This window comes from Streptomyces sp. NPDC049954 (genome assembly GCF_040656295.1).
Taxonomy (GTDB): domain Bacteria; phylum Actinomycetota; class Actinomycetes; order Streptomycetales; family Streptomycetaceae; genus Streptomyces.
This window is the reverse complement of record NZ_JBFALS010000003.1, coordinates 16,475-32,731: the sequence shown is the minus strand read 5'-3', so window position 1 is coordinate 32,731 and position 16,257 is coordinate 16,475. Positions and strand designations below refer to the sequence as shown.

The 16,257-nt window shown below is 75.6% G+C and carries 14 protein-coding genes; 7 read left to right on the top strand and 7 right to left on the bottom strand.

Annotation, left to right across the window (positions count from 1 at the left end; all coding sequences use genetic code 11):
- Window positions 1-13: 13 nt before the first annotated feature.
- The gene (locus tag AB0J21_RS06655) at window positions 14-784 is read left to right on the top strand and encodes an SDR family oxidoreductase (protein WP_363144745.1); all 771 of its coding nucleotides are present in this window, start codon (window positions 14-16) and stop codon (window positions 782-784) included.
- Window positions 785-974: 190 nt separating this feature from the next.
- Here the strand turns inward: AB0J21_RS06655 and AB0J21_RS06650 are convergent, their stop codons facing one another.
- Window positions 975-1,511, bottom strand: a complete 537-nt coding sequence (locus AB0J21_RS06650; RefSeq protein ID WP_363144744.1) for a MarR family winged helix-turn-helix transcriptional regulator — start codon at window positions 1,509-1,511, stop codon at window positions 975-977.
- Window positions 1,512-1,583: 72 nt separating this feature from the next.
- Here AB0J21_RS06650 and AB0J21_RS06645 point away from each other — a divergent pair, with 72 nt between their 5' ends.
- Window positions 1,584-2,309 (top strand): hypothetical protein, encoded by a 726-nt coding sequence (locus AB0J21_RS06645; RefSeq protein ID WP_363144743.1) that lies wholly within the window; start codon window positions 1,584-1,586, stop codon window positions 2,307-2,309.
- A 56-nt stretch (window positions 2,310-2,365) separates the two neighbouring features.
- On the opposite strand, the gene AB0J21_RS06640 is transcribed toward AB0J21_RS06645, so the two are convergent.
- The 5 genes from AB0J21_RS06640 to AB0J21_RS06620 form a co-directional block, all read right to left on the bottom strand.
- A complete protein-coding gene (locus AB0J21_RS06640; protein ID WP_363144742.1) occupies window positions 2,366-3,418 on the bottom strand; it encodes a LacI family DNA-binding transcriptional regulator in 1,053 nt (350 codons plus the stop codon).
- Window positions 3,419-4,219: 801 nt separating this feature from the next.
- The gene (locus AB0J21_RS06635; protein ID WP_363144741.1) at window positions 4,220-5,650 is read right to left on the bottom strand and encodes a HAMP domain-containing sensor histidine kinase; all 1,431 of its coding nucleotides are present in this window, start codon (window positions 5,648-5,650) and stop codon (window positions 4,220-4,222) included.
- A 20-nt stretch (window positions 5,651-5,670) separates the two neighbouring features.
- Complete coding sequence (locus AB0J21_RS06630; RefSeq protein WP_363144740.1) at window positions 5,671-6,396, bottom strand: response regulator transcription factor; 726 nt, start codon at window positions 6,394-6,396, stop codon at window positions 5,671-5,673.
- A 182-nt stretch (window positions 6,397-6,578) separates the two neighbouring features.
- Window positions 6,579-7,430, bottom strand: a complete 852-nt coding sequence (locus AB0J21_RS06625) for a fused MFS/spermidine synthase (protein WP_363144739.1) — start codon at window positions 7,428-7,430, stop codon at window positions 6,579-6,581.
- A gap of 75 nt (window positions 7,431-7,505) precedes the next feature.
- Window positions 7,506-8,024 (bottom strand): hypothetical protein, encoded by a 519-nt coding sequence (locus AB0J21_RS06620; protein WP_363144738.1) that lies wholly within the window; start codon window positions 8,022-8,024, stop codon window positions 7,506-7,508.
- Window positions 8,025-8,289: 265 nt separating this feature from the next.
- Here AB0J21_RS06620 and AB0J21_RS06615 point away from each other — a divergent pair, with 265 nt between their 5' ends.
- Window positions 8,290-9,771: a tetratricopeptide repeat protein gene (locus AB0J21_RS06615; RefSeq protein ID WP_363144737.1), complete on the top strand. Its 1,482-nt coding sequence runs from the start codon at window positions 8,290-8,292 to the stop codon at window positions 9,769-9,771.
- A 307-nt stretch (window positions 9,772-10,078) separates the two neighbouring features.
- Here the strand turns inward: AB0J21_RS06615 and AB0J21_RS06610 are convergent, their stop codons facing one another.
- Entirely contained in the window at window positions 10,079-10,690 is a 612-nt protein-coding gene (locus AB0J21_RS06610) for a histidine phosphatase family protein (RefSeq protein ID WP_363144736.1), read from the bottom strand.
- 340 nt (window positions 10,691-11,030) lie between these two features.
- Here AB0J21_RS06610 and AB0J21_RS06605 point away from each other — a divergent pair, with 340 nt between their 5' ends.
- The 4 genes from AB0J21_RS06605 to AB0J21_RS06590 are packed head-to-tail and all read left to right on the top strand — an operon-like array spanning window position 11,031 to window position 16,119.
- Window positions 11,031-12,047 (top strand): phosphatase PAP2 family protein, encoded by a 1,017-nt coding sequence (locus AB0J21_RS06605; RefSeq protein WP_363144735.1) that lies wholly within the window; start codon window positions 11,031-11,033, stop codon window positions 12,045-12,047.
- Window positions 12,001-13,149, top strand: coding sequence for a hypothetical protein (locus AB0J21_RS06600; RefSeq protein WP_363145202.1), 1,149 nt, complete (start codon window positions 12,001-12,003; stop codon window positions 13,147-13,149). Before AB0J21_RS06605 ends, AB0J21_RS06600 begins: the two co-directional genes overlap by 47 nt.
- Before the next feature lies 1 nt (window position 13,150).
- The gene (locus tag AB0J21_RS06595; protein ID WP_363144734.1) at window positions 13,151-14,752 is read left to right on the top strand and encodes a hypothetical protein; all 1,602 of its coding nucleotides are present in this window, start codon (window positions 13,151-13,153) and stop codon (window positions 14,750-14,752) included.
- Window positions 14,749-16,119, top strand: coding sequence for an AAA domain-containing protein (locus tag AB0J21_RS06590; RefSeq protein WP_363144733.1), 1,371 nt, complete (start codon window positions 14,749-14,751; stop codon window positions 16,117-16,119). The genes AB0J21_RS06595 and AB0J21_RS06590 overlap by 4 nt, the downstream gene beginning before the upstream one ends.
- Window positions 16,120-16,257: the final 138 nt, after the last annotated feature.

Below are 16,257 nucleotides of genomic sequence, written 5' to 3'. Positions count from 1 at the left end.
TAGCGTGAAAGACATGACGAAGAAGACCGCCCTGATCACGGGGGCCAACAAGGGGATCGGTTACGAGACGGCGCGGCAGCTGGCCGCGCTGGACGTGACCGTCCTGATCGGCGCGCGGGACGAGGCCCGCGGCAAGGAAGCCGAGAACTCGCTGCGGGCGGAGGGTGCCGACGCCCGTTTCGTGCAGCTCGACGTGACCGACGAGGAGTCCGTCGCGCGGGCGGCGGCGTGGATCGACGCCGAGTACGGCCGTCTGGACATCCTGGTCAACAACGCGGGGACGTCCAGCGTCGCGCGCCGCAGGTCCCTGCCGAGCGAGACCTCGCTGGAGGACATGCGGGCCATCTACGACATCAACGTCTTCGGCGTGGTCTCCGTGACCAACGCGATGCTCCCGCTGCTGCGCCGGGCCGAGGCGGCGCGCATCGTCAACGTGTCCAGCGAGGTCGGTTCGATCTCCTCGCAGATGGGCACCAAGAGCCCGCTCGGCTCGATGATGCCGCCCTCCGCGCAGTACCCGTCCTCCAAGGCGGCGGTCAACATGCTCACCGCCATGTACGCGAAGGAGCTGCGGGACACCCCGATCAAGGTCAACTGCGCCAACCCGGGCTGGACCGCCACGGACTTCACCGGCGGTCGCGGTGTCCGCACGGCCGCCCAGGGGGCCGAGCCCAGCGTGTACCTCGCCACCCTGCCCGAGGACGGCCCCTCCGGAATCCTGTGGGGCCACCTCTGGACCACCGAGGGCGACGGCGACGGCGGCTACGGCCGTATCGACTGGTAGAACCGCCTGACACAGCTCCCGGCACGCCTGTCTCTTCGGGTGCCGGGCACCGCGCCCCCAGGGGCGGCGTCCTCCGGGGCGCCGCGCCTGGGGGCGCCGCCGTGTCTCCCGCCGTTCGCGGGCCCGGTGCCACCCCAAGGGGCGGAGCGCGGCCCGGGCCGGTGACGGCGCCCGGTCCCTTCGCTCCCCGTCAGCGCCGTACGCCGCCCTGCCGGTAGCCCGGGTGCACGCCGGGCGCCAGGTCCTGTTCCCGGGCGATCCGGCCGAGCAGTTCGCGCAGCGCCGTGCGCTCCTCCGTGTCGAGGCCGGTGAGCAGGGCGTCCTCGTGGTCCGCGGCCACCTCGTGCATCCGGGCGAGCAGTTCCTCGCCGGCCGGTGACAGGTGCAGCTCGTGGTGGCGGCGGTCCCGTGCGGAGCGGCGGCGTTCGACCAGGCCCCCGCGGTCCAGCTGGTCGATGAGCGTGACGACACGGCTCGGCACGACGCCCAGCTCCCCCGCCAGTTCCCGCTGGCTCAGCCCGGGACGCCGCGCGACGAGGCGCAGCAGACCCACGTCCGAGGGGCTGACGCCCAGCTCCCCCACCCGCTCCGCGAAGCGCTGCGCGGCGTACGCGCCGACCTGGGCGAGCAGGAAGGCGGCGCCGCGCGGCGAGCGGGCCTCGACGGCGGACCACTCCGGTTCGGGCCCCGGCGGCTGGATCTCGGTGCGTTGCGGCTCTCCTGGCATGACGCTATCGTAATCCAACGAGAATGATTCAGAGGGGTGAATCATTCACTATTACGAATGGTGGTGGGGGTCATGACAGTCCCGACGCGGGAGAAGCACGACGCGGAGCGGTCGGCGGGGACGCAGGGCGGTCCTCATCTCGGGGCGCTGGCCGTGGTGAGCGCCGCGCTGCTGGTCCTGGGCCTCGCGGTGAGCGCGCTGATCGCGAAGGGGACGCCGTTCCCCTCGCCGTTCGGGGAGGCCGCAGAGAGTCTGGACCACTTTCGCGCGCATCCGTGGGCGGCGCGGGCGGGCGGGCTCTTCCAGTTCGCCTCGGCGGTCCCGCTCGCGCTCTACGCGGCGACGGCCTCCGCGCGACTGCACCGGCTCGGGGTCCGGGCGCCCGGTGCGACGATCGCCCTGGCGGGCGGGCTGCTCGCGGCGGGCGGTCTGCTCACGTCCGGACTGCTCCAGTGGTCCCTGTCGCGGCCCGAGGTGCTGGGGGAGCCGGGCGTCGTCCGGGCCGTGCAGTACCTGGCGTTCCTGACGGGCGGCCCCGGCCACGTCGTACCGCTGGGCCTGCTGCTCGCCGGGGTCGCCGTGCCGGGGCTGCTCGCGGGACTGCTGCCCCGGCCGCTCGCCTGGACGGGGCTCGTGATCGCGGCCCTGGCCGAACTGTCCACGCTGACGCTGCTGCTGGACGGCGCGGCCGTCCTGCTGCCGATCGCCCGCTTCACCGGGCTGGCCTGGCTGATCGCGGCCGGCTTCCTGCTGCCGCAGCGGCGCCCGCGGCGTACCGGCCCCGCCTCGGAGGACTGAACCGCACACCCGCCTCGCGGCGGGAGGGCACACCGGGCCGTCGTACGCCCCCGCCCTCAGCTCGACTCGCGGACCACGAGTTCCGTCGGCAGGACGAGGGCGTCGCACCGGTCGGCGCGGGCGCGGCCCGGGGCGGGGCGGGGGCCGGCGATCCGGCTCAGCAGGAGACCGGTCATCGCGCGCCCCATCTCCACGATGGGCTGGCGGACGCTGGTGAGCGGCGGGTCGAGGTGGCGGGCGATGGCGGAGTCGTCGAAGCCGACGAGGGCGACGTCCTCGGGGGTGCGCCGGCCGGCCGCGCGCAGGACCTGCCGGGCGCCGGCCGCGAGGACGTCGGAGGCCGCGAAGACGGCGTCGACGCGCGGTTCCCGCTCCAGGAGTTCGGCCATGGCCCGGCGCCCCGACTCCTCGGTGAAGTCGCCGTCGGCCACCAGGGCGGGGTGGGCGCCCGCGTCGGCCAGCGCCTCGCGGTAGCCGGCCAGCCGCCGTTCGGCGCCGTACACGTCGAGTTCTCCGGTGATGTGCGCGATGCGGCGCCGCCCCTGGGAGAGCAGGTGCTCGACGGCGGCGCGGGCCCCGCCGTAGTTGTCGCAGTCGACGGAGGGCAGCGTCTCGGCGGCCGAACGGGGGCCGCTGATCACGGCCGGGATGCCGAGTTCCGCGAGCTGGTCGGGGAGCGGGTCGTCGGCGTGCACGGAGACCAGCAGGGCGCCGTCCACGCGGTGCGCGCCGAGGTAGCCGGCGAGCCGGCCGCGTTCGCGTTCGCCGCCCACGAAGGTGAGCAGGAGTTGCAGCGGGGTCTGCGCGAGGCTCGCGCCGATGCCGTGCACGATGTCGGAGAAGTAGGGCTCGGCGAAGAACCTGGTCTCGGGTTCGGGCACGACGAGGGCGATGGCATCGGCACGGTTGGCGGCGAGGGCACGGGCGGCGGTGTTCGGTACGTAGCCGAGTTCGGCCACGGCGGCCTCGACGGCGGCACGGGTGCGGGGGCTCACCTTCGGGGAGCCGTTGATGACGCGCGAGACGGTGCCGCGCCCGACGCCGGCCCGCGCGGCGACCTCCTCCAGCGTGGGCCGCCCCGCCGAGCGACCCCGCGATGTGTGTGCCATGACCTCTCCCCGCTGCTCCGGCCCGCGCGGCCTCCATTGTGCGCGCACGCCCCGCGCACACCACCCCCGCCTCCGCGATGCGGGCAGCGGGCCGTCCGGCACCACGCCCCGCGCGTGCCGGGCGAGCGCCCCGGCGGCTGCCGTTTTCTCCGCTTCGCCTGTTACGTACCTGTCCGGTTCTCCCGCCCTTCCCGCCGGCTGATCCGCCTCGACCTGCTCCTCGGAGGCGTCCGCATTCCGCAGGAAGATCGCCGACGATCCGCGGCGGGCCGGGGACTACGTCGAAGGCGACCTGTTCGCCGAGGCGGAACGCACGCGCGGCAAGGACTTCGCCGACTGCCTCCAGCAGAACGACGAAGCCGGAACGACGAGGCCGGAACGACGAGGACCACCTGCGGATCGGCCACCACCTGCGCGGGATCTTCGGCGACTGCGCGGCCGGATGGCGCGCCGCCCGCTCCTGACGGCAGGGGCCCGCCCCGGCCGGGTGGGGGGAGGGCCGGCCGGGGCGCGCGTTCCCTGTGGGGTTCCCGGCGGGGAACCTCGTGGGGTCCCGCACGGTCCCGGACGGGGGGCCTGCGGGGGCTCCCCGTGGGGGAGGGGAGCGAGGGCGACGCTAGTGCGGCGGGCGCGCGAGGCCCAGCCTCTTAAGGTGCGCTTAACCCGGCGGTGGGCCCGTGTTAAAACCCTCGCTGAACCCCCGGGCCCTTGCCGTCCCTCGAAGGCCCGAGTCAACGCCCCCGGGTCCGCACCCCGCGTCGCACCACGTTGACGAGGCAACGTCCCGGGTCACCTCCCGCGTCAACGTCCCGAATCAGCGACCCGGGTCGAAGAGTTGAAGAAGGACGCGGCCCCGCCGCCCCGGTGGCCGCTCCCGTTCGCGGCGCCCACTGCGGCCGTGTCCCCCGCGTCCCCGGCCCGGGTCCGCAGCCGCAGCCGCACCTCCGCGCCGCCCAGCGCCGAGCGGCCGATCCGCAGGTCCCCGCCGGTGGACTCGGCGAGGCGGCGGGCGATGTCCAGGCCCAGGCCCGTGGAGCCCGGCGCCCCGGCCCCGCCGCCGCGCCGCAGCGCCTTCCCGGGGTCGCCGATACCGGGGCCCGCGTCCGACACCACCACGAACACCGCGTCGTGCGCGGCGCCCTCGACGACGTCGACGGCGAACGCCGTGCCCTCCTCGGTGTGCCGGAACACGTTGCCGAGCAGGGCGTCGAGCACGGCGGACAGTTCACCGCGCGCCACCGGTACGGACACCGCCCGGCCGACGCCCGAGACGCGGGCGGCGCGCCCCTCGTCCTCGGCGAGCGCCGACCAGAAGGCCATGCGCTCCCGTACGGCCTCGGCGACGTCGCAGCACGCCCGGTCCGGCCGCTTCCCGGCGGTGTGGGCGGAGCGCGCCGAGCGGATCAACGTGTCCACCTCGCGCTCCAGTTGCTCGACCGCGCTGCGGGTCTGCTCGGCGGCCGGGGAGTTGCCGAGCGAGGCCGCGTTCAGCCGCAGGGCGGTCAGCGGGGTGCGCAGCCGGTGCGAGAGGTCGGCCGCGAGTTCCCGTTCGGCGGCGAGCAGTCCGGTGACCCGGTCGGCCATCGAGTTGAAGGCGGCGGCGGCCATGCGCAGTTCGGCCGGCCCCTGCTCCGCGACCCGCACCCCGAGCCGCCCCTCCCCCAGCTCCTGTGCGGCGGCGGCGAGTTGTGTGGCGGGGCGCACCATGCGCACCCCGAGCCGGTCGGCGACCGCGACCGCCCCGACGACGAGCAGGACCCCCACCCCGCCCAGCAGCAGCCAGGTGCCGGTCACCCCGCGCCCCGCCTCCCCCTGCGGCACGTACACCTCGATCACGGCGATCTGCCCGGTGCCCAGCGCGGCGGGCCGCAGCAGCGCGCGGCCCCCGGGCACCGGTACCGAGGTGGTGTGCCCGGTGCGGCGCACGGTGTCGATGTCGCCGTCGCCGGCCCGCTGCCGTCCCGCCTCCTGCGCGGGGGCGCCGGCCCCGGCGGGGATGTGCACCGCGAGCCGGTCCGGGCCGCCCTCGGCGACCGTCGCCATGGCCCGCTCCAGCGGCCCGCGTTCGGTGGTCACCGAGAGGGTCGGGGCGATCGCGGCGGCCATCCGTTCGGCCCGGGAGACGGCCCGGTCGTGCGCCGTCTGCTCGACGACGAGGCCGAGGGGTACGGCGAAGGCGAGGACGACCAGCGTGGTCGCGAGCAGGCACACCTTGACCAGGGCCCAGCGCATCGTGGACGTCCGCCCCTCGGTCAGGCCGTCGGGCCGGGCAGTACGCCGCCCGCCCCGGCCTGGGCCACGGGCGCCTCCAGCTTCACGCCGACCCCGCGCAGGGTGTGCAGATAGCGCGGCCGCGCGGCGCTCTCCCCGAGTTTGCGGCGCAGCCAGGACAGGTGGACGTCGATGGTCTGGTCGTCGCCGTAGGACTGCTGCCACACCTCGGCGAGCAGTTCCCTGCGCGGGACGACGACCCCGGGGCGCCCCGCGAGGAAGGTCAGCAGGTCGAACTCCCTGCGGGTCAGCTCCAGCGGTACGCCGTCGAGTTCGGCCTTGCGCCGCTGCGGGTCTATGCACAGCCCGCCCACCTCTATGAGGTGCGGCAACTCCGTGGTGCCGGGCCGGGACCTGCGCAGGACGGCGGTCATCCGGGCGGACAGGTGCGGGGCGGAGAAGGGTTTGACGAGGTAGTCGTCGGCACCGTCGTTGAGCAGCCGGACGATCTCGCTCTCCTCGTCGCGGGCGGTCGCCACGATGACGGGTACGTCGCTGAGGCCGCGCAGCATCTTGAGCGCCTCCGCACCGTCGAGGTCGGGCAGCCCGAGGTCGAGGATCACGAGGTCGAAGCCCTGGTGCGCCACCTCGCGCAGCGCCTCCAGGGCGGTGCCGACACTGCGCACGGCGTGCGCGGCGTCCGTCAGATGCCTGATCAGCGCGGAGCGTACGAACGGGTCGTCCTCCACGACGAGCACACGTGCCATGACCGGCACCGTAGCCCATGCCCGCCGCCCCGGACCCCGCCGATACGGAGAGCGGTTGGGGAGATCGCGTGACGAGGGGGCGGGAGCGCGGGGCGCGCGGGCGCGGGCCCCGGCGGGCTCCCGCGGTGCGGGCGCGGGGCGCGGCCCCCGGCCGGTCCGAGAGCCTCGGGAGCGGCGGGAGACTACGAGAACGCGGAGGCGGGCGGTGGCGGGGAGGCGACCGCGTCGGCGTCCCGTACGGGTTTCGCGCCGCCCGTGAAGCCGGCCAGGCCCCGGCCGTGTTCGACGCGGCCGGGGTGCGGGTCGGAGGCGATGCGCCGGGTGAGTTCGGCGACCGGGAGCGGTGGGAGGGAGGCGAACAGGACGGCGTTGCCGAAGCGTTTGCCGCGCAGTACGGCCGGGTCGGCGGCGAGGGCGAGTTCGGGGAAGACGGCGGCGGCCGTCGCGACCTGTCCGCGCAGGAAGGCCAGCGGCGGCCCGTCTGTGAGGTTCGCGGCGTACCGCCCCTGCGGCGCGAGCACCCGGCGCACCTCGTCCAGGAACTCGGTGCTGGTGAGGTGCGCGGGGGTGCGGGCGCCCGCGAAGACGTCGGTGACCACGAGGTCGGCCCAGCCGTCCGGCACCTTGGCGAGCGCGGCGCGCGCGTCGAGGGAGCGCACCCTGATCCGGGCGCCCGGGTCGAGCGGCAGCTCCCTGCGGACGAACGCGACGAGCCCCGCGTCCACCTCGGCGACCTGCTGGGTCGAGCGGGGCCGGGTCGCGGCCGTGTACCGGGCCAGCGTGAAGGCCCCGCCGCCCAGGTGCAGGGCGTGCACCGGTTTGCCGGCCGGCGCGAGCAGGTCGATGAGGTGGCCGATGCGGCGCTGGTAGCCGAAGTCGAGCCGCGTCGGGTCGTCGAGGTCCACGTGCGACTGGGGGGCGCCGTCCAGCGTCAGCGTCCAGGAGCGCGGCCGGTCCCGGTCGGGCACCAGTTCCGCGAGCCCGCCGTCCACCGGTGCGGCGACGTCCGGCGCCGCGCTCTTCTTCCGTGCCACCCGCCCATTGTAGGAAGTGGCCGAGGACGCGCGCCGCCCGCGTCCGCCGCGCGCGGGCACGACCCGGCGACGGCCTCAGTGGCAGCGGTCGACCGCCTCGATGGTGCGGGCCGCCTCGCCGAGGGCGCGGCGCAGTACGGCGGGGTCGGTGACCTCGCCGCCCTCACCGGGGGGCAGCAGCCACGCGCTGTGCCCGGTGCCCGTCCCGCTCCCCTCGGCGTCGAGCCGCGGCAGCGTGATGCCGCGGCCCGCCGTCTCCGTACAGGCGCTGCCGGGCACGTCCCACGCGTCGGCGGTGCCCTGCGGGACGAGGAAGCCGAGGGTCGCGCAGGTGCCGTCGTGGACCACGGGGCCCACCGAGGGCGCGCTGCGGCGCAGGATGTCGACGGCCTCCAGACCGTGCCGCGCGGGAACGGTCACCAGGTCCCAGGGGACGGCCCCGCCCTGCTCGGGCCCCGAGGGGGCGTCCTCACCGTCCGTGACGGTCGTACCGGCGTTCGTGGTGGCGTTCGTGGTGGCGGTGGCAGTGGCGGTCCTGGCTTCGGTGGCGGTGGTGGCGGTGGACGAAGTAGACGTTGTCGTGGACTCCGACAAGGGAACCCCTCCTTGATCGAATCGGAGCCGTCCGGCGGCTCCTCACTCCCCACCGCGTTCAACGCGCCAGTTCGTCAAGGGCTACGGCGGCACGCCGCCGCAAAGGATGGCGTTTCATGGCAGATCAAGGGTGAGATATCCGGTTTGTACGGAAACCCAGCGTGTTGGCCTCGTCACAACGGGTACCTTTCTGCTCCGTCGGAACAGGCCGGTCGCGGGGCAGCGGCCGGCCCGGCCCGCACGAACCGCACGAGAGGGCTCGGCCATGGCGTCGTCGGCACCACTGTCACCTTCGTCAGCCTCACCGGGGAGTTCCGGAACGGCTCCCCGGCCCAACGCGGCCTTCCGCGCCTTACGGGGGACGCTCTCCCCCGGCGAGTTCGCGGCCTCGGTACGCCGGGCGGCGCGGGAGATCGGCGAGGGGGTCTCGTGCGACGCGCGCTACATCGGCCGCGTGGAGTCCGGAGAGATCCGCTGCCCCAACTACGCCTACGAACGGGTGTTCCTGCACATGTTCCCGGGCAGAACCCTGAGTGACCTCGGTTTCGCACCGCGCTCGGCGGTCCGGGGACGGAGGGCGGCCGTCGTGGGCGCGCACCCCGCGCACCCCGCGGACGACCCGCGGTACGAGAATCAGAGTGACGAGGAGAGCGACGTGCGGCGTCGCGCATTCATGACCTCAGGCGCCTCGGTCGCCGCCGCCTCCATCGGCGTGCTGTCCCTGGCCGCGCCGGCCGGTGCGGCGGCCTCGCTGCCCGCGCAGCGCTCCGGCGCCCCCGCGCCCCGGGAACTGCCCGATCCCTTCGCCGGAGTGGCCCCGCGCCCCGGCCACCACCCCGGGGAGAGCGAGGCGCGGGCCGTCGAGGAGGCGGTGCGGCAGATCCGCGTCCTGGACGACCGGCACGGGGCCGAGGGGCTGTACCAGCGCGCGGCGGGCCCGCTGCGCACCGCGTACGAACTGCTCGACACGGGCGCCGTCCGGCAGTCCACCACCGACCGGCTCCAGGCCGGGGCGGGCGAACTGTCCATCTCGGTGGGCTGGCTGGCGCACGACTCCGGGCACTTCGACGACGCCCGCTCGCACTACGCGGAGGCCCTCGCGGGCGCCCGGATGGCGGGCGATCCCGCGCTGGAGGCGCACGCCTTCTGCAACACGGCCTTCCTCGCGCGCGACGTGGACCGGCCGCGCGAGGCGATCCGCGCCGCGCAGGCCGCGCAGCGCGCGGCCCGCCACCTGTCCTCCACCCGGCTGCTGTCCCTGCTCTCGCTGCGCGAGGCGGGCGGCTGGGCGGGCCTGGGCGACCGCGGCGCGTGCGAACGGGCCCTCGGTGAAGCGCACACCCTGTTCGGCAGGGGCGGCAGCGACGCGGACCCCGAGTGGATGACCTTCTACGGCGAGGCCGAACTGGAGGGCCTGGAGGCGCAGTGCTGGTCGGCGCTGGGCGACTGGTCGCGCGCGGCCCGGCACGCCCGCCGCGCGGCGGCCGTCGCCGCCTCCCGCACCCCGGACTTCACCCGCAACATCGCGCTCTACACGGCGGAGCTGGCGGACGACCTGACCCGCGCGGGCCGGCCCGAGGAGGCGGCCGAGGCGGGCAGCAGGGTGCTGACCCTGCTCGGCGAGGTCCGCTCCCCCCGCATCCGCGCGATGCTGAACCGCACCAGCCACTCCCTGACCCGCCACCGCAAACTACAAGGCGTCGCGGCCTTCCTGGACCGCTGCCCGCCCCAGCGCCGCCCCACGTGAGCCCGGCCGCCTGCACCTGACCGCTCGGCTTCACCGCGTCGGCTTCTGAGTTCGCCCGGGTTCCTGGCCCGGGCGGGTTCCCGGACAGGTTCCTGGCCCGGACGGGTTCCTGGCCGAGTTCCTGGCCCGTCCGGCTCCCCGAGCCACCCGCTCCCCCGAACCACGCCCTCTCTTGAGCCCGTCCGGCGATTGAGGACACCGCCCGGAGGGCGGAAGGGGCCACACCGTCGAGGCCGCGCTCAATCGGCTCGATCCGGGCACGGCCCGGCCCCGTCCCCTACGGACCCCTACGGACCCCTACGGACCCCTACGGAAAAAGATGACCCGTCTCGTTCCAGGCCGCGACAGCCGGCCTCCCGTACGCCCAGTCCAGCACCGACAGTGAGGCCGGGCTGAGCCGCAGGCGCGCCCCGAAGTCGAGCGGGAGCTCCAGCCAGCGCGCGGCCACCGCGCGCAGGATGTGCCCGTGCGCGAAGAGCAGCACGGTGTCCGCGCCCTCCTCCTCGGCCGTCTCCTTGAGCAGCCGCACCACGGAGTCGGCCCGCGCGGTGAGTTCCCCGACGCTCTCGCCGCCGGGCACGCCGTCACGCCAGATGTGCCAGCCGGGGCGGCGCTCCTGGATCTCGGCCGGGGTCAGCCCCTCGTAGTCGCCGTAGTCCCATTCGCGCAGCGCGTCCCAGGCCTCGGCGCGCGGGCCGAAACCGGCCAGCTCGCAGGTCTCGGCGGCGCGGGAGAGCGGGCTGGTGCGGACGACGGCGGAGGGCAGCCCGTCGTAGGGCCGCGCGCGCAGCCGGTCGCCGAGCAGCTTCGCGCCCTGCCGGCCCTCGTCGAGCAGCGGTACATCGGTGAGCCCGGTGTGCTGGCCGGACAGGGACCACGCGGTCTGTCCGTGACGGGCGAGCAGGACGCGCGGCACCATGAGGGGGACCTTTCGTCGTACGGGCACCGCCGGGCGTGCGGCCGGAGGCGCCGGATTACCGGTGCGCGCGCGGCCCGCGAACCGGGCCCCCGCACGCGGACCCCATCATCCCGCACCGCCCCCGCTCGTCCCTCCCGCCCCAGGGGCAACCCCGGCGCGTCCTGTCGCGTCCTATGAATCGCCGCCCCCGGGATGAAGACGGCGTGAAGCGGGGCAGGCGAGGGCGTGACGTGCGAGGTCGTGCGGGCGCCGGTACCAGCCCCTGGCGGACAACCGCATACGTCGTAAAGTGGGGCGCCGCAGTCGGCCGCCGCCGGCCAGGGATAGGGAGTGCGATCGGATGCAGCGGACCGAGGCACCGGTCGCCGACACGGGGCCGGCCGGGGTGACCCGGCTGCGCTGGTGGACGGAGATACCTCTCCTGCTCCTCGTGTACGGGGCGTACTCGGCGGGCCGTCTGGTCGCGCGCGGGGACGTCGCGCAGGCCGTGGACCACGGGCTGGCGATCCTGCGGGTGGAGAAGTTCTTCCGGATCAACGCCGAACACCCGCTGAACCGGCTGTTCACCCGCGAGCCCTGGCTCGGGATTCCCGCCGACTTCTGGTACGCCTCCCTGCACTACGTCGTCACCCCGGCCGTCCTGGTCTGGCTGTTCCGCTACCGGACGGCGGTGTACCGGGCGGGCCGCACCTGGCTCATGACCTCGACCATGATCGGGCTGATCGGCTTCACGCTGCTGCCCACCTGTCCGCCCCGGCTGCTCGCCGCCGGGCACGGCTTCGTCGACACGATGGCGCACTACAGCTCGTACGGCTGGTGGGGCGGCGAGGCGAGCGCCCCGCGGGGGCTGGGCGGGATGACCAACCAGTACGCGGCGATGCCGAGTCTGCACGTGGGCTGGGCGCTGTGGTGCGGGGTCATGCTGTGGCGGCACGGGCGCAGCCGCTGGGCCCGCGCGGCCGGGATCGTCTACCCCCTGGTCACGACGCTCGTGGTGATGGGCACCGCCAACCACTATCTGCTGGACGCGCTCGCGGGGGTGGCCGTGATGGGCGCGGGCGCGCTGCTGAGCCGTCCGGTCCTGCGCTGGGCCGGGCGTGTACGGGTGCGTCTTGGCGGCGCCGCGGAGCACAGCGTGCTCGTGGCGCGCTCCCCGGTGGAGGGCGCCTCTGCGGGCACCGGGAAGGTTCCTGGGGCGTCCCCGGTCGCGGTGCGCGAACCGGTTGTCGGTGGTGGATGCGAGACTTCGGCGGGTGAGCGAATACCCCAGCAGCACCCCCTCGCCCCAGGAGCCGACCGGGGGCGCGGACCTGCCCCGGCAGAGCGACCGGACGGGGCTCCGGCGGCGGCTCGCTGAGCTGCGCGGACCGGAGGTCCCGGCCCGGCCGCTGGACGCCCGCGCGCTCGCCGCGCTCGCCGCGAACCCGGGCTGCGACCGGCGGGCCCTGCTCGACGGGGCGGGCGTCGACAAGGCGGAGCTGGCCCGGGCGCTCGGTGCCCCTTCGGACGCGGGCCAGTCCCAGTTCGCCTTCATGCGCGGCAACGCCTTCGAGGCCCGGGTCAAGGCGGACGGCGGCGCCGAGCTGCTGCGCCTGACGCACGAGCGGCTGGGCGGTGGCCCGGAGCCGGTGCCGGGACTGGCGCGCGTGCCCGATCTGTCGGCCGCGGGTCCGCAGGGGCGGGCGGCGCGGACCGCGCTCGCGTTGCGGGAGGCGGTCGCCGAGGGCGGCTGGACGCTGCTGGACCACCCGATGCTCGCGCTGGACGTCGCGGGCTCCCCCGCCTTCCTGGAGCCGGACGCGGTGGTGGTCGCCCCGGACGGTTCGTGGGCGGTGGTCGAGATCAAGTCCTTCCCGATGATCGACGGGGCGGCGGACCCCACGAAGGTGGGCGCGGCGGCCCGGCAGTCGGCGGTGTACGTCCTGGCGCTCCAGGAGGTCGCGGCGCGGCTGGACCCGGCGCCGCGCGTGCGGGAGCGGGTGCTGCTGGTGTGCCCGAAGGACTTCTCGAACCTCCCGGCGGGGGCCGCCGTGGATGTGCGCAAGCAGCTCGCGGTGACCCGCAGGCAGCTGTCCCGGCTCACCCGCGTCGAGGACATCGCGGGCGCCCTGCCGGAGGGCACGGCCTTCGACACGGAGCTTCCGGCCGACGAGCTGACGGCGGCGGTGGAGGCGGTTCCCGCGGTGTACGCGCCGGAGTGCCTGTCGGCCTGCGAGCTGGCGTTCCACTGCCGGTCGCGGGCGCGCGGGGCGGGGGCGGTCACGGCGCTCGGCCGTACGGTGCGCGGCGAGCTGGGCGGTCTGACGACGGTCGCGGACGTGCTCGCGGCGGCCCACGGGGAGGCGGGCGACCCGGCCGACCCGGCGGTCGCCGCCCTGCGCCGGGCCCAGGAACTGCGCGAGGAGGCCCTGGCGGGGGCCGTCGCCGCTTCCGGGGCCGGTCCGGGGTGGGAGGTCTGAGATGTCGCTGATCTCGACGCTCGCGCGGCTGGAGGCGGTGCACACGGGGCGGGCCCAGGCGCTGACCACGGTGCGCCACCGGCGTCTGTCCCCGCGCCCGCTGGTCCTGGTGCCGCTCGTCACGGCCGGTGAGGCGGGCGCCCCGCTGGGCGCGCTCGTGGGCTGCGACCGGGCGGAGCCCCGGCTGCTGTTCGTCCCGCAGCCCCGCGACCGCGAGCTGCGCTTCGGCTTCCTGTCCGCGCTGGCCTCGGTGGTCCTGCCGTACGTCGACGGGTTCGCGGGCGACGTGGAGGCGGTGGAGCGCAAGGAGACCGATCCGGGGACGGGCAAGCGGGTCACCGTCGAGACGGAGCTGTGCAAGGACGCCCCGCAGCTGATCGTGCCGAGCCGGCCGGGCGTGGAGTTCCTGCGGCTGCTGGGGCGTTCGATGCGGTTCCGGCGTACGGCCGAGCAGGACCCGGAGGCGCCCTATCCGGCGCCGCCGCACGTGCCGCTGCTGGGCCGGTGGCTCACGCACTTCGGGGAGCGCTCGCGGGTGCCGGGTTCGGCGCTGCTGCTGCCCATGACGGAGCTGCTGTCGCGGCACTGGGCGACGGGGCAGAGCAATCTGGAGGACCAGCACCTCGGGGCGCTGCTCGCGTGGCTGGACCCGCCGGAGGGCCTGAGCGGTGCGGAGGCGGCGCTCGCGGCGGAGCTGGACCGGGACGGGGAGGGCCAGTTGCGGCTGCCACCGGCCGGTCCCGCGACCGACCCGGCCTTCGACAACCGGCTGCTCGCCCCGGCGATCGAGCGCTGGGACCGGGCGCGCGCGGCGCTGGCGGGGGCCGAGGAGGGCGGGGAGGCGGACCGCCTGCTGGGCGCCCTGTCGGCCGCCGAGCGGGAGATCGGCGGGCTGGTCCTCAGCCGTACCCGGCCCACCTGGGACGCGGTGTGGCGGGGCCTGGACCTGCTGCGGGAGCTGCCGGAGGGCGGGTACGCGCAGGAGCGGTGGACGAGGGACCGCTGGTCGTACACCGCGCACCGGGACCGGATCGCGGCCGGTGAGCCGCCGCAGCCGCGCCGGGACGACGCGGTGACGGCCGCCCGCAAGCTGGCCGCGCGCGAACGCGAGCAGGCCCGGCTGGACGCCCAGGAGGCGCTGGACGACCCGCTGGTCATGGCGGCCAGGCGGCTGTCCGGTGAGGCGTTCGTGGGCGAGGTGACGGGCGTCGAGATGACGTACACGGACAGCAGACGGCCCAGCCCCCGTCCGCTGCTCACCCTGCGCACCGATGACCGTCCGCAGGTGGCCGAGCGCATGAAGGTGTTCCGGGTGCTCGACGGGAAGCCGCAGACCGCGCAGTACGTACGGACGGACGAGGAGGGGGCGCTCGTGCTGAGGGTCCTGGACCGGATGGGCCGGGGCAGGGAGCCCGCCGAGGGGTCGGTGCCGGAGGTCGGCGCCACGGTGTGTTTCACGCTCTTCGCGCACGACCAGCGGCCGGGGGCGGCGCTGCCGGAGGCGGAGGACACCCCGTGGACGCACGGCGGCCCGCCGTCCGGTCCGCAGGACGTACCGCTGCCGGAACCGCCGGACCCGGTCACCGAGGAGGACCTGCTGTGACGACGACGACCGCCGCGACCGCGGCGGGGGCCGGCGGGGGTTTCGACCCCTCGGCGCTCGCCGCGCGGGCCACGGAGGCGATCCTCGCGGACACCCTGCACGGGACGGAGCGCGGGGTGGTGGTGGACTCGCCGCCGGGCGCGGGCAAGTCCACGCTCGTCGTGCGGGCGGCCCTGGAGCTGGCTGCGGCCGGGCGGCGGCTGATGGTCGTGGCGCAGACCAACGCGCAGGTCGACGACCTGGTGCTGCGGCTCGCCGCGAAGGACCCGGGCCTGCCGGTGGGGCGGCTGCACAGCAGTGACCAGGACGCGTACGACCCGGCGCTGGACGCGCTGGAGCAGGTGCGGACGTCGAGCGCGGTCGGGGACCTCGCGGAACTGCCCGTCGTGGTGTCGACGGCCGCGAAGTGGGCGCACGTCAAGGACGTCGAGCCGTGGCCGCACGCGATCGTGGACGAGGCGTACCAGATGCGTTCGGACGCGCTGCTCGCGGTGGCCGGGCTGTTCGAGCGGGCGCTGTTCGTGGGTGACCCGGGGCAGCTGGACCCGTTCTCGATCGTGGGCGCCGAGCAGTGGGCGGGGCTGTCCTACGACCCTTCGGCGAGCGCGGTGGCGACGCTGCTCGCGCACAATCCGGGGCTGCCGCAGCACCGGCTGCCGGTGTCCTGGCGGCTGCCGGCCTCGGCCGCCCCGCTGGTGAGCGCGGCTTTCTACCCGTACACGCCGTTCCGCAGCGGTACGGGGCCCGGGGAGCGGACGCTGGGCTTCGGGGTCGCGGGGGACGGTTCGGCGCACGACCGGGTGCTGGACGAGGCGGCGCTGTCCGGCTGGGGGCTGCTGGAGCTGCCGGCCCGGCACACTCCGCGTACCGACCCGGAGGCGGTGGCGGCGGTCGCGCAGGTCGTGCGGCGCCTGCTGGACCGGGGCGGGGTCGCGGCCTCGGCGGGTGAGGAGGGCGGTCCGCAGCCGGTGACGGCGGCGCGGGTGGCGGTGGGCACGGCGCACCGCGACCAGGCGGCGGCGGTCCGGGCGGCGCTGTCGCGCCTCGGGATCACCGAGGTCACGGTCGACACGGCGAACCGGCTCCAGGGCCGCGAGTACGACGTGACGGTGGTCCTGCACCCGCTGTCGGGCCGCCCGGACGCGACGGCCTTCCATCTGGAGACGGGCCGCCTGTGCGTCCTGGCCTCCCGGCACCGGCACGCGTGCGTCGTGGTGTGCCGGGCGGGCGTCGCCGAACTGCTGGACGAGCATCCGTCGACGGAGCCGGTGCAGCTGGGCGTCACCCTGCGCTTCCCCGACGGCTGGGAGGCCAACCACGCGGTCCTGGCCCATCTCGCGGAACATCGCGTGGGCCTGGATTGCTGACAGCACGGGGACCGGGCGCGTCCCCCCGCGCCACCGACCTTGGGCCAAGGCTCGTCCTTGCGGTGCGGGGGACAATGGTGGGTGGTCCACCGCCCGGCCGCACACACGACCAGCGGACCCCCGCGGGACCGCACGAAC